The sequence below is a fragment of the Caldibacillus thermoamylovorans genome (assembly GCF_000751775.1).
Classification (GTDB): Bacteria; Bacillota; Bacilli; order Bacillales; family Caldibacillaceae; genus Caldifermentibacillus; species Caldifermentibacillus hisashii.
The window spans coordinates 1-19,754 of record NZ_CCRF01000040.1 but is presented as its reverse complement, the minus strand read 5'-3'; the positions used below and the strand labels follow the sequence as shown (position 1 = coordinate 19,754).

Here is a 19,754-nt window from a genome sequence, read left to right as displayed (position 1 = left end):
ACATAGTCTGTAAGTGAATATGAAATACTGATAAGGAGGAAAGATAATGGGCATTAAACCAGATACATTCGACCATAACTGTGTTTGTGATATATTACTTGACATTTTAGAAGCCCAAGAAAAAGTGGACCCTGCCAATAGTCATTGCACCAGTGGATGTTCTACCTCTCTTCAGGAACTATGCGGCGGATTAAATGCAACCAGTCCCTATACAACCATCCCGGTCTCTTTGATTTGTAAAGGTACATGTGAATACTTTGTCGGAAGGGGAATCAGAAGAACCGGTACCGGTCCTGATGTAAATGTATATGAATCAATCGCTTTCCGTGTTGTAGATGTCGATCCCGAAACTTGTTGTGCAACATTAGAACTTCTACAAGCCGTTCCTGTAACACAAACGACAAACGATGAGAAAACACAAGTTGGGTTAGCGAACTTACTATTCTTTTTCTTAGACCAAGGTGCATTTGGCAGATATGTAAACACCGGTATATGCATTACGGTTGACTTGGACTGCTTCTGTGGCGTTAATTGTCATCCGGCAGTAACACCAGGACCTTTTACAGGTTAAGAATTTTTTAGATGTAGTATAGACTTATGAGTCTGTACTACTATTTTTATTGGGAAGTTTACTTGCACCTATCTCCCACCTTTGCTTCTAGTGACCGTACATGACGGATAAATAAAAAAATGGAGTTGCAACCTGCTTTAATCAAGGTCCCGGGTTGCATCTCCATTTGCGTGTATTCTTTCCTATTCTTTTTATGTTTGAACCTCAAGCTCTTCAATTTCATCAATATGAATGGTCTCAATTTTTCTGTTTCTCCTGATTCGTACTTGATCTCCCCGTTTGCTAAGAATTTGAATCCATACTTTATCCCCATTAATTTTCGCTTCACAAACCGGCCGCTCCAATACATTCGGATAAAATGCCAACCGTCTGACCAGCTGTCTAATCTCTCGTCTCCGTTCCAATTTTTCCTTTTTCAGCGTTTCTTCTGTATCATCTCGAGCCTCATTCATTTCTTCTACATGCGTACCCCCGGTTTCCTTCCGATCTGTTTCAACTACTTCTAGATCTGCTAAGGAAAAATCCTTACCTTCTGAAAATGTATCATCATCTTCACTTTCTTCTATAATTAAATTACCCTCGACATCCGGTGTGTCTGTTCCATGTTCTTCTTCAGTTTGCATGTCTTTATTATTCATTAGGTCTAATTCATTAACCGCCTCTTCCAGTATTAGCTCGCCACTTATTTTTTCAATAAAGTCTTCTGTATTGTTTTCTTTTTCTTGATTGCTCATTTGACCATCCTGTTTTTTTTCCTCATCTGTCGCTTCTGCTTGAGTTCTTTCTTTTTCATCCATAATATGTTCGCCCCCACCACGATCATGATAAAAATCGATAAAAAAACGATACTCATTTTGAACATTTACATTTCCTATCATATAATCGGGCTGTTGAATAAACATGGTTGGTTTCCATTTTTTACCTTTAGCGCTCTGTTTCATGCTTTGTCCCCTTTCACACAAATTCTGCCTTATTATTTGTATGCGGAAAAAAGCAATTGTGTTAATTGCTTAATCAATGGAAAAGAACACTTATTTATGTAAAATAAAGATAAAGGTAAACGCATAAAAAGTTCTTGTTCTGAAAATTTGCATTCAAATACCGTTTTTTGGGTTGTACGTAATACGGATTATACCAATCTTGTGTAAAATTTACGGATCCTTTTTAGGTACCGGTCAGGAAATCTATCGTTTTGAGGGGAAGGGTTTTTTTGGAAAATCATCGTGAGGATATAGAACTTGATTTGACCGAGTTTGATCAACCGGGAATCATAGCAAAAAATGCAGCAATTGTCTTGTTAAAAAATAATCTTAAAAGAATAAAAGAAAACGAGAATATCTACTATGATAAGGAAAAAGATGCTCAGTTCATGAAAAAGTATTATAGAAAGCTGAACCTTCATGGGAAAGGAAAAAATGTATTTTATTCCCTCCATTCCTATTTAAAAAAGACGCATAAAAATATCATTCCTTATTTTTTGAGTAAAGATATGTATTTATATACATGGGTCGATTTACAACCGGATGGGACAATGAAAAGTATTTATTCAGGAAAAATTAATGATCCGGATACATTTCTTTTAGATGATTTTATGACCGTCAATGAGCGGTATGAAAAATTTCAGGAATTAAACCAGTTATATTTGAATAAGCATGAAATGTTAAAAAGAGTGAAATCAATTGATTATGAGTCAAAATTTAACACAGAGCATATTGTTCCTCAAAGTTGGTTCAATGCAGCGGAACCGATGAAAGGGGATCTTCACCATTTATTTGTTTGTCAGCCGGATTGCAATACATTACGTTCCAATTTACCGTATGGCGACCATGCTTTTTATAATCCCGAATCAGAAACAGAACCAATTCGTAATCATTGCGGAGTTGCTTCCGGGGAATATTTTGAACCGGAATACGGCAAAGGGACGGTTGCCCGGGCAATGCTCTATTTTTTCGTTCGCTACCCGGATGCTATAAAGAAATCAATTATGAAAAAAATACATATACCTGTATTGTTAAAATGGAATCGGGATTTTCCGGTGACCGTTTACGAAAAACACCGCAATCTTGCCATTTATGAGATCCAAGGCAACCGCAACCCGTTTATCGACTTTTCTGAGTTAGCCGATGTCATCTGGCCATAAAAACTCTATAAAAAAAGCACACTGGTCACAATAAACATATTGCCAATCAGTGTGCTCTTTTAATTTTATTGTATTATTTTGTTGAAAGAATCTTTTTACATACTGGAAACAGGTTATCTTCATCTTCTGCATATTTTTCATCCATGTTTTTCCCCTCACAAAATAGAACAAAACCAAATTTCATTAGCCAGTATTTTTATCATTTTATAACGTATAATCTTCCAGTCCTTTTCGTTCACGCACTTCTCCATTTGCAAGCTCTAAAGCCTTTTTCCAAGTCTTTTCCGTCTCATATTTAAAAAATTTATACAGAAGATTCAAATCTTCTGTTTCATCATACTTTTGCAGACACTCATAAAATAATTTTTTATCCTCATTATAAACGATGAAAGGGGGATGGTTATGCGTCATCAAATAATAATTCATCATTGTTCTGCCTACCCGGCCGTTTCCGTCTGCAAAAGGATGAATATATTCAAAACGGGCATGGAAATACGTCGCCACTTTTAAAATTTCTTTACCGTCATACTCATTCACTTCTTCAATCAATTGGATCATGTCACTTTCTACATTTTCAGCAGAAGAACCAACTTCCAAAATACCAGTAACATAATCATGTTTTTTAAACTCGCCCGGGCGCTCTTCATTGACAATGTATCGCTTTTCATCATACGTTCCGCCGGTTAAAATCTTATGAATTTCTTTAATAAGATCAACACTTAATTTTTCTCTTTTTATTATTTTTTCTTTTAAATACTCATAACACAGTTTTTGATTATATTGTTCAAATATAGCACGAGGGCTGCCACTGAAATTGATAACTTTACCGCTTTCAAATATTTCTCTCGTGTCGTGGTAATTAATCTCGTCATTCTCTATTTTCCCGGAATGATAAGCAAAGAGTATCCGGAAGCTGTCCAAATATTTATCTAAATCTTCAGCCGAATTGATTTGATAGGACTGCCACAATTTCAAAACTTCCCTGTATTTTTCCAAGTGACATCCCTTTCCTTTCATTAGCTAATAGGAAAGTATAAATTTTTCAATTTCTACTTTCCTAACGCATACTTCCTTTCATCATACCACACACTTAAAGAAATAAGACGTGATGCCGGACTTTGCTTACTTCCCATAAGTCATGTAGAAAACTGACATTGCCGATCAATTTATCGAACTAGCTTTAAAAATTAAATCCCGCTTAAAATATGGAATCCGGCATCGACATGAATATTTTCCCCGGTAATTCCGCGAGATAAATCACTGAATAAAAATAATGCGGTATCGCCCACTTCTTCTTGCGTCACGGTCCTCCGTAGCGGTGCCTTTTCTTCAATTTGATTTAATACGGAATTAAAACCACGAATTCCTTTAGCAGATAATGTTCGAATCGGTCCCGCCGATATCGAATTAACGCGAATACCGTCCTTTCCAAGATCATTCGCCAAATATTTAACACTTGCATCCAACGAAGCTTTCGCAACACCCATCACATTATAATTCGTGACAACCCGTTCGCCACCTAGATATGTAAGAGTAATAATACTTCCGCCTTCAGTCATAAGCGGTCTGGCTTCCTTGGCTACGGCCGTCAAGGAATAGGCACTGATGTTTTGGGCCAGCAAAAAGCCGTCACGGGACGTATCGACAAATTCACCTTCTAAATCTTCCCGGTTGGCAAATGCGATGCAGTGCGCGACACCGTGAATTGTACCGACTTGATTTTTTATTTCTTGAAAACAAGCAGTAATATCTTCATCAACTGTCACATCACATTGCAGCAACAAATAATCTTTGCCCTCTAATGTTTCCGCCAATTCTTTCACATTTTTAAGCATGCGATCTTGGTTGTATGTAAAAATCAGTCGGGCACCAGCCTTGTCGAGAGACCGGGCAATCCCCCAAGCAATACTCCTTTTGTTGGCAACACCCATAATGACAAATGTTTTCCCTTTTAGCGACAATACCATATTTCTTCCTCCGTTTCAAAATTCAATGTATTCCAAACTCCTATTTATTACATGTTATTAGTACCTACTACTAATAGTACTATATTCTTCACAAATTGAAAAGTAAGAAAATGGTTGAAAAAAATGTGTACGACTAATTTTATCGTTTTCTACCAATAATTGTTGTCATTCCGAACAAAAGAAACACATACCCCAGTACCTCACCCATCTTTAGGAAAAGTTCAGTAAAATTTTGCTGTTTGCGGATACCTTTCAAGCAATATTTTGTTTGCTTCTTGAAGTTTTTCTGAATATTCCAGATAAGAAGGGCTCAAAATCTTCAAATTTTCAACAAAAATTTCATCATAGCCGCTACTTTGCTGAAACTCTACCAACAATTGTTGCAATTTGAAAGCAGGTGTTGACTTATAATCTTCCGAATTTCGAAACTTGATATACTCCTCAATTTCCTGTTGATTGTTAACAATATAGTTTTCAATATCTTCAACTGCATTTAGGAAAGTCATATTCATTTTTTCAATGACTTCCTGATCCGTTAAGGGAATAACACTTTCTAAATATTCTTCCATTTCCCGCGTTATTCTCACTTTATCCAAAAAATCGACAATTTTACCATATGCTTCCTCTTTTTCTGCCGTATCTGCTTTTTCATTTAGAAATTGACCGAAATGAACAGACAAAAATATACCGTATACGCCCGGAAAAGCCTGAATTAATTTTTCTTTAATGGTAAAAGACCTGTTGAGATGAATGTCAATATACTCTATTCCTTTATCAACATTATAGTTTTCAATAAGTAGTTCAAGGCATTTTTGTTGTTCCATTACTTTTTCCCTCTTTAAATCCATTAAATATTTGTACTTTAACAGTGACACAGCCTTATTACTACTCAAAAGGACATTTTTAATTTCAGAAATCGTTAATCCCAACTTTCTCAGAACAAAAATTTCCTTTAATGTCGATACATCTTCTTCACTATAATTTCTATATCCATTTTCTCCAATGTTCGGACGAATAAGCCCATGCTTTTCGTAATAATATATCGCCTTTTTTGTTAAGGAACATTTTTTGCAAACCTCATGTATGAACATAACGATCACCTCACAAAATAATCATAGACTAATCCCTAAGGTAATAGTCAACCTAATATCACTTTCATTGAAACAATTTTTCGTTTATAGTAAAAAATACCCTCGTTAAAGGATGTTCTGCTTTAAATTGTAAAGAAGGGATTCAATTGTATGAAAATCGATATTATTGGAGATGTCCATGGTTGCTATGAGGAATTAATGGAGTTATTGGATAAATTAGGTTATCAGTTTTTTGGTGATGAAATAAAGAATAATCAAGATCGAACACTTGCCTTTTTAGGTGACTTAACGGATCGGGGTCCGGATTCCGTGAAAATAATTGAACTTGTTTATTCACTTGTTAAGCAAAATCAAGCAGTTTATACACCAGGGAATCATTGTAATAAATTATATCGTTATTTTCTCGGAAATAACGTGCAAATATCTCATGGATTAGAGACAACGGTTGCTGAATATGAACATTTGCCGGTAGAAAAGCAACGAGAAATTCGGACAAAATTTATCAAATTATATGAAGAAGCACCCATGTATTTGCAATTAGATGGCGGAAAATTAATCATCGCCCATGCCGGAATCCGCGAAGATTTTATCGGTCGTACGAATAAAGAAGTTCAAACCTTTGTTTTGTATGGGGATGTTAACGGGGAAAAACTTTCGGATGGGAGACCGGTTCGAAAAGATTGGGCAAAATATTATCAAGGCAATCGGATCATTGTTTACGGTCACACTCCGGTCCATAACGTAAGAATCGTTAATCATACATATAATATTGATACCGGTTGTGTATTCGGCGGAAAATTAACGGCCCTTCGCTATCCGGAAATGGAGATCATTCAAGTTCCTTCTCACCAAAAATATGTTCCGGAAAAATTCACAAAATTCCCTTAAAAGTTTTTTTATTTTTCATGACAAAATTGGGGCATATCCGCCACTCTAAAAAAATGTTTGAATTCGTTCACTTGCTTCATATCCTGTGAATAAACCAACTAAATATCATGTCTAGTTAATATTTTTTATACTCTTTCAGTGACCCGGGTCATCCGCTGAAATCTCCAAAAGCTTCTCCATATCTCTCGGCAATGGTACGGAAAACTCCATCGTTTTTTCCATTACAGGATGTAGAAAATGAATACGCCGACAATGTAAAGCCTGGCGGTTCAAAAAGATCTGTGAACCGCCATATAAATCATCTCCCACTAACGGATGACCGATATGAGCCATATGTACGCGAATTTGATGCGTTCTACCGGTTTCCGGCATTAACCTAACATGCGTAATCTGTTTATATCGTTCAACAACTTGGAAGTGGGTGCAGGCGTATTGACCGCCATCTGTTACAGTACGTTCGATAATACTGTCCTGTTTTCGACCAATGGGTGCTTCAATCATCCCATTGTTTTCCGCGACAATTCCTTCAACAAAAGCTTCATATTCCCGTTTTACCTGTTTTTCCTGTTGCTGTTTGCTTAGAATATGATGGATGTGACGATATTTAGCCACTAAAACAAGTCCTGATGTATTTCGGTCAAGCCTTGTGATAATATGAGGAGCTGCCGTTAAGCCAATTTCCTTATAATAACCCATTACCGCATTGACTAGACTTCCGGTCGGATGCTCTCTGGACGGTATCGTATTCATAAATGCCGGTTTATTTATAACCAGTACATAATCATCTTCGTAAACAATGTGAAGAGGGATTTTTTCAGGTAAGAGAGTTTGGCTGGGCTCCTCAACCGGAAAAATAACGGTTAACTGCTCCCCCTTTTTTAAAACATGCCGTACCGTTACATGAATGCCGTCTATTAAAATATTGCCGCCATGAAGCTTTATATCGGTTAATGAAGTTTTAGAAATTCCCCGCTCTTGTAAGTATTGTCTCGTTGTTTTTCCGTGATCATTTTCTGTAATGACCCATTCAAGTATGAAAGGTTTTGCCATAAATCATTTCTAACTCCTTTGTTTTAACAATAGTGAGTGCTTGTCATTATTTCTACAAATGGCTTCCAAGGAAAAAATCAACTATTCATCGATAAATGACGCACGGACTCTTGACCAGAACGGGAACGGTTTGTATCTGGCAAAACGAATCTTTTGATCAGCCACTCGAAATTGCAGCGACTGGATATCTTTCTGAACAAATGTTAAATGATCGATTCCGATTAAGAAATCTTTATGGGTTACAGGTCGAAAAATACATTTATGATGGGCCGGTAAAATTAACGGCGAACCGATTGTCCGAAAAACGCGATTATTGATCGAAGCCATTTCGGCAATCTGGATTGATTCCAATGACGGATGAATAATGGCCCCTCCCAACGCTTTATTGTAGGCAGTGCTTCCGGATGGAGTGGAAACACATAACCCATCTCCTCGAAATCTTTCAAACAATTCATCTTTAATCTCAACATCAATTACAAAGGTACCTTCTACACTTTTAATGGTCGCTTCGTTCAATGCCAGATAATGTTCTTCTTTTCTTTCGTTATTATAATAAATAATGACTTCAAGTAACGGATATTCGACAATCCGACATTTTGTTTTGGCAATAGCGATGACAAGTTTTTCAATTTCATCCGGCATCCAATCTGCATAAAATCCTAAATGACCGGTATGAATACCGACAAATGCTGTATCATTAAGACGATGGCGATAACGTTGAAAAGCTGATAACAGTGTACCGTCTCCCCCTACCGAAATCGTAATTTCGGGCTCTATTTCATCATATTCCAATTTGAAATCGGTCAAATAGCTTTTCAATTTCTCGGATAACGTATTCGACTTTTCATCCCCTTTTGAAACGATGGCAAATTTCAAATCTTTGCACCCCCATGTTTAATTTATAATTGGCTCCCAAAAGGTTTTCAGAAATTTTTTTGCTAAATGATGCATGCCACAAAATTATTGTACAGGAACCAATAGCTTTTTGAAAAAATAAGCTTTTTAGTGTTAAGCATCTTGTGGATAATCTTTTTTACTGGAAAAAAATCTTTGAGCATCCCTAATTTCTTCTCTAATTTCCGACATTTCTTCATCAAGCAAAAACGCTGCTTCTGCTGCCCGCTGAAGTCGGAACTGGATATCTTCCGGGAATTGACCGTTATATTTATAATTTAGAGAATGTTCGATCGTCGCCCAAAAATTCATGGCTAATGTACGAATTTGAATTTCCGCCAACACTTTCTTTTCACCATGAATTGTCTGGACCGGATAACTGATAATGACATGATAAGATCGATAACCGCTCGCTTTTTTATGCGATATATAATCTTTCTCCTCAACAATCTCTAAATCATTACGGTTTCTAAGCAGCTCAACAACTTTTTTTATATCATCAACAAACTGACACATAATCCGCAGTCCGGCTATATCGTACATCGTATGTAATTCATCTAAAGGAACATTTTTTTGTTTTGCCTTGTCTAGTATACTTGCGATCGGTTTAACACGACCGGTCACAAATTCAATTGATGAATGTGTTTTTTCTAATTCAAATTGTCTGCGAATCCCTTTTAATTTTATTTTTAACTCCTCAACAGCTTGCCGGTAGGGTTCTAAAAATTCTTCCCAATTCATTTTGAAATCACCTCTGTACATAACGCACACTTCTTCCGTGTTATATCAACCACATGATTTTATTAAAATTAGGTACTACTTCCAGCGGTTTTTTTATCTGCTGATCAGAAGGAATACATCCTAAATGCGTAGTCTTTGTGATAACGTTTGTATGACCCACATCGTATTCTTCCGACCAATCGGGCTTTTACCGATATGTCAATTTTATTTCTTCTGTTTTTATATGGTAATCTGATATTATTTTACCATACAGTTGCTAAAAGATTAGATTTTCGCTTCAAAATAATTATACGAAGGTTATAAAGAAAAATTTTGAGATCATGATTTCGATTCATTCGATTATGTGGGGGTAAATTATGGAAAATCATTTAGAAATTGAATTTAAAAATGTATTGACAAAAGATGAATTTATTAGATTGCAACAATTTTTAGGGGTAACCGAAAATGATTTTTTTCTCCAAGTAAATGATTATTTTGACACCGATGACTTTGCGCTAAAAAAAGCCGGTTGCGCTCTCCGAATTAGAACGAAAGAGGGGCATATGGAGTTAACATTAAAAGAACCAAATGACGAGGGGCTTTTGGAAACAAATGAACCTATATCAGAAGTTGAGCGGGATTTGTTACTTGAACATAAATTTTTTCCTAAAGGAGCAATCGAAAAAAAATTGAAGTCAATGCAAATTTCGCTTAAAAAAATTAATCATTTCGGTACATTGACTACTTCCAGGGCTGAAATTCCGTTTTATGAGGGGCTTTTAGTACTGGATAGAAGTTTTTATTTAAAAAAAGAAGATTTTGAGGTAGAATATGAAGTGACGGACCCAAAAGCGTACAAACATATTACTCGTCTGTTAACATCTTTGAACATTCCAATAAGAAAAACAGAAAATAAAGTACAACGTTTCTATAATGAATGGCGAAAAAAACGGTCCGTATAAACGTTGGAGAGGTTGTGTGTCGATGAATATACAACAAATCAAAACAATTTTAGAAATCAATGCTCTGAGGGATATGGACAGTTTGAACGGGAATTCTTCATCATCCGGCAATTCTCCGTTGTTTTCTTCCATGCTCGAACAGTTGTTGGTATTACAAAATATAAATAATGAAACAAAGAATGCTACTATAGCTGTTTCCCCTGCCGGAAACGGTTTACCTTCTTTGCAAACAAATATAAAACCAGCCGTAAAGATTGCTGATGAACAACTGCAACCGATAATTGAAGAGGCAGCAAAAACTTACAATTTACCTGTTTCCTTGCTCGTTTCTGTGATCAAACAAGAGTCAAATTTTAATATTTATGCGGTTAGTCCCAGTGGAGCACGGGGACTGATGCAGTTAATGCCATCTACCGCCAAAAGTTTAGGCGTTATGAATATTGATGATCCGAGAGAAAATATAATGGCTGGTGCAAAATATTTACGGCAAATGCTTGACCGCTACGGTTCACTTGATGTTGCTCTGGCTGCTTACAATGCCGGACCTGGTAATGTCGAAAAATATAATGGGATTCCCCCTTTTAAAGAAACAAAAAATTACGTAGCTAAAATTTTGAAAGATGTTATCGTATAAGCTCCATATAAATGTTCGAAATAAAACACCCGGTGGAAAATTAACCGGGTGATGTTTTGCTGAATTGGAGATAATAGGCAATCGTTTAATCCTTTTTTTGCATGCTCATTTTTTCACATTTTATTGTGCTTCTCAGTTTTCAACTTGACTACGATGAATTGCTCAGCCTATCATGAAAAAGCTATTTATTTGAGTTAATTCTTCTACGCTGTTAAAATATATCCAAAGTGAAATAAAGGAGTTATCCGTTATGGAAAGGAAAATAATTTCACAGTTTGAAATGGTCGGGGAAGAAACATTGCATAAAATCGTGGATGCATTTTATAAAAGAGTTAAACTGCATCCGGATTTGTCACCAATTTTTCCGGATGATTTGCGAGAAACAGCCAGAAAACAAAAGCAATTCTTAACCCAGTTTTTAGGCGGACCTCCTTTATATACATCTGAACATGGCCACCCGAGATTGCGGATGAGACATCTTGCTTTCCCTATTACTCCAAAAAGGGCAAACGCATGGCTAACTTGCATGTCTCAAGCAATGGATGAAGTAGGTTTTTCCGGTCCGATCCGGGAAGAGTTTTTTTCGCGGTTAGTAATTACTGCCCACCATATGGTTAATACCGATGATGAATATGAAAGTAGAAAAGGTGAGGTCCAGTGATCGACAAAAATCGTTACGATTTCAATTTATCTAGCTTGATTAGCGGTAGTGACAGACCGCTTGAAATGTATTTATTTATCGATCCGCTATGTTCAGACTGTTTTGCTCTAGAACCGATTATAAAAAAATTACAATTTGAATACGGTCATTACTTCAGTTTAACTTATGTATTAAGCGGCAAGTTGACAGACTTAAATTCCGGACCACGCAAATCGATAACAAAGAAATTAGAAAAAACGGTTCGCAGAAAATGTATTGATTGTGATGATATTCAAGCGGACTTGAATTTAACTTCCCCGTTTTTAGCGTCCATTGCCGTAAAAGCTGCTGAATTGCAAGGAAAAAAAGCAGGAATTCGTTTTTTGCGGAAACTTCAGGAATATTTTTATTTAAAAGGTGAAGATATTACGGAATTAAATACGCTTATTAAATGTGCCCATGATTCCTTATTGGATGTGGATGAATTTTATAAAGATATACATTCAGAAAGCACTTCCCATGCTTTCCAGTGTGATCTGAAAATTTCTAATGAAATGGACGTAACGGAAACACCAACAATTGTTTTCTTTAACAATAATGTTGAAGAAGAAGGACTGAAATTAGCAGGTGTAAATCCTTATGAAGTATATATTGAAATTATGACTGATATATTGGGAGAACGTCCTGTCAGCAATTCATTACCGCCTTTATTATCATTTATTCGTTATCATGAAATTGTCTCCACGGATGATATCGCATTTGTTTACGATTTACCTCATTTACAAGTGGAATTAGAAATGAAAAAGTTGCTGCTCCAGCAAGTTGTTGAACGTATTCATACCGAACACGGTACATTTTGGCGCATAAATTACAATAATAAGAAAAGCGCAGAGCGCCCGCTTAGCGACGTACAAACTGGAGCGCCCCGCAATGAGATAAAGGAAACACGGTGAGGAACGAGCCGATGTTGACTTATCGTAGTGGAGGGGAGTGAAGTTTGCTAGTCGCTGGCGCTCGGAGCTAGACAATAAAACTAATCCTAAGTTATTTACTTGTATTTTTATACTTTCTTATACTATAAAAAATGACAAGATATAAGCACTGTTTGATAAAGTAGTTTGACTTTATTAAGCAGTCTTTTTTTTACATTAACAAATGGTAAATAGAAAGAGAGGTCCAGCAGATGGGTGGTCCACTGTACCTCTCTTCCATGTTACGAACAAAGGGGATGGGAGAAATTTTCACGGTCAAACAAAGGGGTATATGTTTGTTTGTGAATAACTTCACACCACTATAATATCAAATCCTCAACCTTTGTGCAAGTCATTATTATATATTTCACATTTTCGACACATTTTTTGTCATACTGGGACAAATTTTACCCACCTATCATACTGTACCGCACCGCTACATAAAATGATAAGGACAAATTATCTAATGAGAGTGATCATATGAATCGTTGGTATATAGGTGGGTTTATTTTATTAGTCATTGTTTCTTTTGTCGGTTATCTCTTTGGTATTTTGAAAATTTTTCCATTGTATCTGACGGCAACTTTCCTATTTTTTTCTATCTTAATATTTTTATCTTACATAAATTACCATAACCAATTTAAAGGATTTAAAAAATAATACTATGTGACAAATTGTCAAAATGTCTAATAGTAGAAAGTATCTTGGAGTGATAAATCAAAATAAGTTTTTGTATCAGTATAGAAAGGGCAAATTTTGCAGGTGAATCACCCAAACTTGCCCTTTTTCACATATTTTCATTTATTTAAAAGTCGTTCCATTTCAGTCAATTTCTCTTCAAAAACTTTGCAGGCATTTTCGATTGGTTCCGCCGTTGTCATATCCACCCCTGCTTTTTTCAACACTTCGATTGGATAATCCGAGCTTCCGGATTTCAAATAACCGATATATCGTTCTACGGCAGGCTCTCCTTCTTCTAAAATTTGTTTACTCAATGCCGTTGATGCACTTAAGCCCGTTGCATATTGGTAAACATAATAGTTGTAGTAGAAATGCGGAATTCTCGCCCATTCTAAGCCAATTTCCTCGTCAATAACAACATCATCACCAAAATATTTTTTATTCAAATCATAATAAATATTTGTCAATAACTCTGCCGTCAATGCTTCCCCTTTTTGGGAACGAATGTGAATATCATGTTCAAATTCAGCAAACATGGTCTGCCGGAATACCGTGCCACGGAATGTTTCCAAATAATTATTCAAAATGTACAGCCGTTTTCTATCATCGTCCAATGTTTTTAACAAATACTCACTTAATAAATTTTCATTACAAGTGGAGGCAACTTCGGCAACAAAAATCGAATAATCGCCATAAGGAAATGGTTGGTATTTCCTTGTATAGTAACTATGTACCGAATGACCAAATTCATGGGCAAGGGTAAACAAATTATTGACATTGTCTTGCCAGTTTAACAATATATACGGATCGGTTCCATACGCTCCGGATGAGTAAGCCCCGCTTCTTTTTCCTTTATTTTCATGGACATCTACCCAGCGATTGGCAAACCCTTCTTTTAAAACGGAAAGATATTCTTCCCCCATTGGAGCCAATCCTTTTAAGACGATATCTTTTGCCTCTTCAAAGGTCACTTCCATTTTGACATCTTTAACAAGCGGTGTATACAAATCATACATATGCAATTCATCAAGTCCAAGCACCTTTTTCCGTAATGCGACATAACGGTGTAGAAGCGGCAAGTTTTTATTGATTGTTTCCACTAAATTATCATATACCGACTCCGGAATATTGTTGGCGGATAGTGCGGCTTCCCGTGCCGATTTGTATTTACGGACATTAGCATAAAAATTATTGCGTTTTACTTGTCCGCTTAGTGTACTCGCAAACGTATTTCGAAATTTCCCATACGTTTCATATAAAGCATGAAACGCATCTTTTCGCACACGGCGATCCGCACTTTCTAAAAAGCGAATATAACGGCCGTGCGTTATTTCGACTTCTTCTCCGTTTTCATCCACAATGGACGGAAACTCCAAGTCTGCGTTATTTAGCATGCTGAATGTATTACTCGGCGCATCCGTCACCTCTGCACTTTGGGCTAAAATCGCTTCTACTTCAGGTGACAATACATGCGGACGTTGCAAATTAATTTCTTCCAAAGCATGCTCATATAACTTTAATTCTTCTTTTTCGGTTAAAAACTGCCGGATTTTATTCTCATCAATCGCCAGTAATTCGGGGACAACGAAGGAAAAAGCACTTGCTGCCTGAGTATACAAATTTCTCGCTTGATCATTCATTCCTTGATAGAAAGAATTTGTCGTATCCTGATCATATCGCATATGGGCATATGTATACAATTTCCCCAGTCGCATCATCACTTCATCTTGATATTGCAATGCTTCATATAAAACGTCAGCATTTTCACCAAGTTTCCCTTGAAATTCAAAAGCTTTAGGAATTATCGCTTTAATCTGCTCAAACTCCTCTTTCCATTTTTCGTCTGTTGCAAAAATATTTTCCAGTGCCCATGTATCCTTTACCGGGATTTCATTTCTTGCCGGCAGTTTTTTTACTGCTTTTTCTGTTGACATCATAACTCCTCCATTCATTGGTAATTTATTTCCTATATATGTATGCAATTCTAAAAAGATGAAAGGAAATATATGTTAATTCTAAAAATAACCCTATCTAATCATTCCGTCAATAGAAAAGGTTTTAAAATGATTGCTTTATAACGACGATAAAAATCCTTGCTTTTTTCTTGCCTGAAAAGATGTGGATTGACAATTCGTTTTGGTACTTTCTTTACAATTAATTTGTCCCCAATTCTGCTGAAAAATCCAATATCGGTTAAAATTTGTAAATAATCATGAACGGGACGATATTGTTCTGATTCGGAAAAGAGCACTAAATCACGGAATTTAATTATTTGTTTCAAGCTGTGAACCACAAATGATTTTATTTGTTGTACCGGAATAGCATCTCCTTTTTTTCGTCTATATAAAAAATAAAACCAAATATAAAATTGCCATTCCATTGGATGATTATAAATAAGAAACATATTTCTTACCGGCAAGCCAATTTCAGGAGGAAGTTCTGTTACATGAATTTGGTGATGATATAAAAACTGTAAAAAGGGATTGTTTCTTCCATTGGGCAATAGGGATTGCCTCTGTATCCATTTTTCCAATTGGTCATTCCAATTTTCATAAAACCGGTGAGATTGCCGTTTTTGTGATAGAACTTTCACCAATGTATCTTTAAGGGTAAATTTATCAATGCTCGTATATGCACGATTAATTGAGAACGGAATAATATTGTTATATAAATAGAGGCAGTCGGTTTCCGGATTAAACGAAAGCAAAAATGGAGTTCCATTTGCAGTTTTATTAATAAAACCGGTTAAAAACTCACTTAAATGAATCATAGATCCATATCGTGTTGTTACATGTTTTTGATTAACAATCCAAAGCGGCCAGTATGAATATTTTAAATAATTTAATGTCCGCCGCTTGATTTCGTTTGTCTGTATGATCGAACATTGGAATTCAACTGCAACTTTTTTTCCACCCCATTCAAACAGCAAATCAGGTTGTTGATTCAAGGCAGATAGAAATACTTCCATTCTCGGTCGAAATCCTTGTACAGTTAACCATTCATATAATCTCTTTTTTCCCAGCAAATGGATTTCTGACTCTCCTTCCGGTTTTATCGGACATTTACTCTTATGGGCAAAATGAGGAATTTTTTTCACACCCATTTTAAGAATTAATTCACCATTGCAGGAAGGGCAAAAAAACGGTTCGTGCTTTTTAATATCCTTAATCGCATCGTAAGTTCCATTTAAAACGGATATAAAGTCACCTGAACTCGTTTTAGCAATGAACAAATGATTCTCCTCCTTTCCTGGATGTTCCTTATTATGAACGGGTTTCATAAACTCGTCAAAAGATGAAAATAACCGTTTTGAAGGATAAAAACATAAAAAAATACCGATTCTCCTTGGCAGAAAACCGGTTTTTTATAAAAATGGAATTCAAAATCGTCATTTTTACATTTAATGAAAATATTTCCGAATAACCGTAAAGACATTTTCAGGAATAATTTCCTTCCCGTACTCTTGTAAAAAATGAATCGTTCGTTGTGATTCCATACTATATTCGAGAATGATGCTCAAACAATCATCAATTTCTTCTTCGGTAAAAACGTCAAACGGAAAGTCTATATATAAGTAATAAGAATTTTCAACTGCGTATAGTTTCGTTATAGCACCTTCAGGATTCAAACGTTTGGCCAGCGGGATGAGATCATCGAATTCATTAAAGTAAGCAACAAAGGAAATCGAATGTTCATCCACCTCTTCCATTTCTTCTTGCTCACTGTATTGGAAATGGTGGTCAAGTATGTCATCTACTTGCTCAGTTATTGGAAAAGCACTAAATTTTCCTTCAAGCGGTAATTCCAAGCGACCGCCGTCTTTAGTAAGTTGTGCTTTTGTGACAAATACTTCCAATCCTTTCTCTAAAGCTTGAACTTGAATCCATAACGGTCCGTCGAAAGGAAAGTCCTCTTCTTCGTTTACTTCATCCATTACTTCCCAAAATAATTGCTCACTTTTTTCACGACTATACCAAATTTCTTCACGATCAAATCCTCGTTCTTCTACATCTACATAAGAAATAAAAAATTTTAATGTATTCTCATTAATGCGTTCGATCTCCATTTCATAACGCTCCCTTCTCGACCATTTATTTGAAGGGTAAAGTTCCCTTGAAAAAACCAAAAAAGTCCGTCTTTTTTCCCGCCTAAATGAACATATTGTATGTCTTCTAATCCTATTTTATGACAAAACCAAAAAGAACGGAAATAAAAAAGACTAAATTATTATAAAATAAGTAACCAACCCAATTCAACTACATGTCCATATGGTAACCGTACATGTAAGTTTAAGTCATAGTATTTTAAAAAAAACATATTTAGAAAAAAACCTTCACGCACTTTTGCATGAAGGTGGCTGATTAACTTATTATATACCGTTTTTTAAAAACAGTAAAGGGATTGGTTTTTTCAATCAGTTGACAAGTTTTTGTGCTTCCCTTAATTGATAAGTCCGTACTTTTCTTGGAAGGAAACGACGGATTTCATCTTCGTTATAACCGACCTGTAACCGTTTTTCGTCAATAATAATCGGACGGCGTAAAAGTCCCGGATTTTCTCTAATTAGTTGAAACAATTGTTGTAATGGAAGCGCGTCCAAGTTCACATGCAACTTTTGGAAAGTTTTCGAACGTGTTGAAATGATTTCATCGGTACCGTCTTCTGTCATCCGAAAAATTTCCTTGATTTCTTCAATTGTCAAAGGTTCGGAAAATATATTCCGTTCTTTAAATGGTATGTTATGTTCCTCTAGCCAAGCTCTTGCTTTCCGACAAGAAGTACAACTAGGTGCAGTGTACAATGTAACCATTCTTTCGATCGCTCCTTTTGGATATTTTTGTATATGAATATTTATTTCAACATCTTTAAATTAAAATTAATTTAAAATAGGAATATCTTTTTCTTAATTATACATGATTTTCAAGAAATTGGGTATATATTTTAAAATAATTTTTGATTTTTTCTGAGACGGTTAATCGTAAAAAGCTTACTATTTATATTGAATAAAAATAAGGTGAATAACACTAATTTCCTAAAGTATCATACTCAATAGGAAATTAGTCGGATGTCTTTTTTGAGTATTTATTATCATTTACATTGGTCTTATTGAAAACTGTCATTTTGTGTTTTGGTTCCAATTGATTTTCTCCCCTTGCTTTATTGATTTTTATATATGAATTGCATATAATACAGATATACATTTTAAATAATCATTACAAGTAAAGCGATGAGAAAGATTAGTACATTCTACTTATGCATTATAGAGAGTTTGTGGCGGGTGGAAACAAACTGCAAGTCGGATGGAATGGACTTTCGAGTCAAATTCGAACAACGGGACTAATTTTCTTCTGTTTAGTAGACATTTGCGTATGCCTTGCGTTAAAGGTAAAGTGACCATTTCGGTAACTAGGGTGGTACCGCGGATTTATGACCATTCGTCCCTACTTTTGGACGGATGGTTTTTTATTTCAGTAAATAGTCCATCTAAAAATGCAGCACTACAGAGCAATCGATTTAAAAATAATGGAGGCGTTACAATGAAAACAATATTTTCAGGAATTCAACCAAGCGGAATGATAACAATCGGTAACTATATTGGGGCATTAAAACAGTTTGTCGCCTTACAGAATGAATACAATTGTTATTTTTGCATTGTTGACCAACATGCCATTACCGTTCCGCAAGATCCAAAAACATTACAGAAAAATATCCGCAGTTTGGCCGCATTATATTTAGCAGTCGGGCTTGATCCAAATAAAGCTACGTTATTTATTCAATCGGAAGTACCCGCTCATGCCCAGGCAGCTTGGATGTTGCAATGCATTAGTTATATTGGTGAATTAGAAAGAATGACGCAATTTAAAGATAAATCAGCCGGAAAAGAGGCGGTTTCAGCAGGTCTTCTAACCTACCCACCACTGATGGCTGCTGATATTTTATTATATAGCGCTGATCTTGTACCGGTTGGCGATGATCAAAAACAGCATATTGAATTAACTAGAGATCTGGCTGAACGTTTTAATAAAAAATATAATGATATCTTTACGATTCCAGATATTCATTTACCAAAAGTCGGTGCTCGAATTATGTCCTTGCAGGAACCAACAAAAAAAATGAGCAAATCTGATCCAAATCAAAAAGGATTTATTTCTATGCTGGATGAACCGAAGCAAATTGAGAAAAAAATTAAAAGCGCAGTTACCGACTCAGACGGTGTTGTGAAATTCGATAAAGAAAACAAACCGGGTGTTTCTAACTTAATGTCGATTTATTCAATTTTTGGCAATATATCTATTGAAGATCTAGAAAAGAAATATGAAGGAAAAGGTTACGGTGTATTTAAAACGGATCTAGCCGAAGTAATTATTAATGCGCTGCAACCGATACAAGACCGTTATAAAGAATTAATCGATTCTGATGAACTTGATAATATTTTAGATGAAGGGGCAGAAAAAGCTGCACTGGTCGCAAACAAAATGTTACGGAAAATGGAGAAAGCAATGGGACTCGGTCGGAAAAGATAGAATCCAATTGATTTCTGTAAG

General features: G+C 35.7%; 19 protein-coding genes and 1 other annotated feature. Of the genes, 8 read left to right on the top strand and 11 right to left on the bottom strand.

What is annotated here, in order from left to right:
• The first annotated feature begins 46 nt into the window (after positions 1-46).
• On the top strand, positions 47-571 hold the full coding sequence (locus BT1A1_RS06130) for a CotY/CotZ family spore coat protein (RefSeq protein ID WP_034769172.1): 525 nt from the start codon (positions 47-49) through the stop codon (positions 569-571).
• A 191-nt stretch (positions 572-762) separates the two neighbouring features.
• Here the strand turns inward: BT1A1_RS06130 and BT1A1_RS06125 are convergent, their stop codons facing one another.
• The gene (locus BT1A1_RS06125; RefSeq protein WP_034769170.1) at positions 763-1,512 is read right to left on the bottom strand and encodes a hypothetical protein; all 750 of its coding nucleotides are present in this window, start codon (positions 1,510-1,512) and stop codon (positions 763-765) included.
• A gap of 269 nt (positions 1,513-1,781) precedes the next feature.
• Here BT1A1_RS06125 and BT1A1_RS06120 point away from each other — a divergent pair, with 269 nt between their 5' ends.
• Positions 1,782-2,711, top strand: a complete 930-nt coding sequence (locus BT1A1_RS06120; protein WP_231553303.1) for an endonuclease I family protein — start codon at positions 1,782-1,784, stop codon at positions 2,709-2,711.
• Positions 2,712-2,915: 204 nt separating this feature from the next.
• On the opposite strand, the gene BT1A1_RS06115 is transcribed toward BT1A1_RS06120, so the two are convergent.
• The 3 genes from BT1A1_RS06115 to BT1A1_RS06105 form a co-directional block, all read right to left on the bottom strand.
• Complete coding sequence (locus BT1A1_RS06115; protein ID WP_197057081.1) at positions 2,916-3,680, bottom strand: Fic family protein; 765 nt, start codon at positions 3,678-3,680, stop codon at positions 2,916-2,918.
• 218 nt (positions 3,681-3,898) lie between these two features.
• Positions 3,899-4,678 carry an enoyl-ACP reductase FabI gene (gene fabI / locus BT1A1_RS06110; protein WP_034769167.1) on the bottom strand — a complete coding sequence of 260 codons (780 nt, stop codon included), beginning with the start codon at positions 4,676-4,678 and terminating at the stop codon, positions 3,899-3,901.
• Between the two features lie 221 nt (positions 4,679-4,899).
• A complete protein-coding gene (locus BT1A1_RS06105; RefSeq protein WP_034769165.1) occupies positions 4,900-5,769 on the bottom strand; it encodes a MerR family transcriptional regulator in 870 nt (289 codons plus the stop codon).
• A gap of 150 nt (positions 5,770-5,919) precedes the next feature.
• On the opposite strand from BT1A1_RS06105, the gene prpE reads away from it, so the two are divergent.
• A complete protein-coding gene (gene prpE / locus BT1A1_RS06100) occupies positions 5,920-6,657 on the top strand; it encodes a bis(5'-nucleosyl)-tetraphosphatase PrpE (protein ID WP_034769163.1) in 738 nt (245 codons plus the stop codon).
• Positions 6,658-6,792: 135 nt separating this feature from the next.
• Here prpE and BT1A1_RS06095 read toward each other — a convergent pair whose 3' ends face one another.
• From BT1A1_RS06095 to BT1A1_RS06085, 3 genes are all read right to left on the bottom strand, one after another.
• Positions 6,793-7,707 (bottom strand): RluA family pseudouridine synthase, encoded by a 915-nt coding sequence (locus tag BT1A1_RS06095; RefSeq protein WP_034769161.1) that lies wholly within the window; start codon positions 7,705-7,707, stop codon positions 6,793-6,795.
• Positions 7,708-7,788: 81 nt separating this feature from the next.
• Entirely contained in the window at positions 7,789-8,583 is a 795-nt protein-coding gene (locus BT1A1_RS06090; protein WP_034769159.1) for an NAD kinase, read from the bottom strand.
• Between the two features lie 132 nt (positions 8,584-8,715).
• Positions 8,716-9,342, bottom strand: coding sequence for a GTP diphosphokinase (locus BT1A1_RS06085; protein ID WP_034769157.1), 627 nt, complete (start codon positions 9,340-9,342; stop codon positions 8,716-8,718).
• 356 nt (positions 9,343-9,698) lie between these two features.
• On the opposite strand from BT1A1_RS06085, the gene BT1A1_RS06080 reads away from it, so the two are divergent.
• The 4 genes from BT1A1_RS06080 (at position 9,699) to BT1A1_RS06065 (ending at position 12,510) form a co-directional block, all read left to right on the top strand.
• Positions 9,699-10,283: a CYTH domain-containing protein gene (locus tag BT1A1_RS06080; protein WP_034769155.1), complete on the top strand. Its 585-nt coding sequence runs from the start codon at positions 9,699-9,701 to the stop codon at positions 10,281-10,283.
• Between the two features lie 22 nt (positions 10,284-10,305).
• On the top strand, positions 10,306-10,917 hold the full coding sequence (locus tag BT1A1_RS19460) for a lytic transglycosylase domain-containing protein (protein ID WP_034769153.1): 612 nt from the start codon (positions 10,306-10,308) through the stop codon (positions 10,915-10,917).
• Positions 10,918-11,167: 250 nt separating this feature from the next.
• A complete protein-coding gene (locus BT1A1_RS06070; protein ID WP_034769151.1) occupies positions 11,168-11,578 on the top strand; it encodes a globin domain-containing protein in 411 nt (136 codons plus the stop codon).
• The gene (locus BT1A1_RS06065; protein WP_072012657.1) at positions 11,575-12,510 is read left to right on the top strand and encodes a ClpXP adapter SpxH family protein; all 936 of its coding nucleotides are present in this window, start codon (positions 11,575-11,577) and stop codon (positions 12,508-12,510) included. Before BT1A1_RS06070 ends, BT1A1_RS06065 begins: the two co-directional genes overlap by 4 nt.
• Before the next feature lie 815 nt (positions 12,511-13,325).
• Here BT1A1_RS06065 and pepF read toward each other — a convergent pair.
• From pepF to spxA, 4 genes are all read right to left on the bottom strand, one after another.
• Positions 13,326-15,143, bottom strand: a complete 1,818-nt coding sequence (gene pepF, locus BT1A1_RS06060) for an oligoendopeptidase F (RefSeq protein ID WP_034769149.1) — start codon at positions 15,141-15,143, stop codon at positions 13,326-13,328.
• 101 nt (positions 15,144-15,244) lie between these two features.
• On the bottom strand, positions 15,245-16,441 hold the full coding sequence (locus BT1A1_RS06055) for a competence protein CoiA (RefSeq protein ID WP_034769147.1): 1,197 nt from the start codon (positions 16,439-16,441) through the stop codon (positions 15,245-15,247).
• 168 nt (positions 16,442-16,609) lie between these two features.
• Positions 16,610-17,275: an adaptor protein MecA gene (gene mecA / locus BT1A1_RS06050; RefSeq protein ID WP_034769145.1), complete on the bottom strand. Its 666-nt coding sequence runs from the start codon at positions 17,273-17,275 to the stop codon at positions 16,610-16,612.
• Positions 17,276-17,623: 348 nt separating this feature from the next.
• Positions 17,624-18,019 (bottom strand): transcriptional regulator SpxA, encoded by a 396-nt coding sequence (gene spxA, locus BT1A1_RS06045; RefSeq protein ID WP_034769143.1) that lies wholly within the window; start codon positions 18,017-18,019, stop codon positions 17,624-17,626.
• A gap of 408 nt (positions 18,020-18,427) precedes the next feature.
• Positions 18,428-18,655: a binding site (T-box leader), on the top strand.
• A 91-nt stretch (positions 18,656-18,746) separates the two neighbouring features.
• Here spxA and trpS point away from each other — a divergent pair.
• A complete protein-coding gene (gene trpS, locus BT1A1_RS06040) occupies positions 18,747-19,733 on the top strand; it encodes a tryptophan--tRNA ligase (protein WP_034769141.1) in 987 nt (328 codons plus the stop codon).
• Positions 19,734-19,754 lie beyond the last annotated feature (21 nt).